Source organism: Photorhabdus heterorhabditis, assembly GCF_001280945.1.
Taxonomy (GTDB): domain Bacteria; phylum Pseudomonadota; class Gammaproteobacteria; order Enterobacterales; family Enterobacteriaceae; genus Photorhabdus; species Photorhabdus heterorhabditis.
In genome coordinates, this window is sequence record NZ_LJCS01000257.1 from 1 (window position 1) to 350 (window position 350).

1 protein-coding gene is annotated in these 350 nt (G+C 57.4%); it reads right to left on the minus strand.

Annotated elements, in window-relative coordinates:
- Positions 1–350 (minus strand): condensation domain-containing protein (locus AM629_RS23145; RefSeq protein WP_152912083.1); only part of this gene is annotated, 350 nt, incomplete at both ends.

The window sequence follows — 350 nt, forward strand, 5'->3', positions numbered from 1 at the left end:
GCTTCCAACAGCCGTACCTGCGGCTGACCGTCAACCGAGACAAAAACAGAACGTAACGCCTCATGACGGGCGAACAGGGTATCCAGCGCCTGCTGCCAGGCCACGATATCCAGTTGACCACCCAAGTTCAGGGCCATCGGGATATGATAAGTCTCGCTGACACCATCCCACTTAGCCAGGAACCACAGGCGCTGTTGAGCAAATGACAGCGGCAGCGCTTCCCCGCGGGATATCGGCAGAATGGCCGGCAGGCTAGCGTTCTGTTGACCAGACCGGGCCGCCATGACCTCAGCAAAAGCCATCAAAGTAGGAGACGTAAACAGGGTGGTCAGCGGCAGTTCAATACCTAA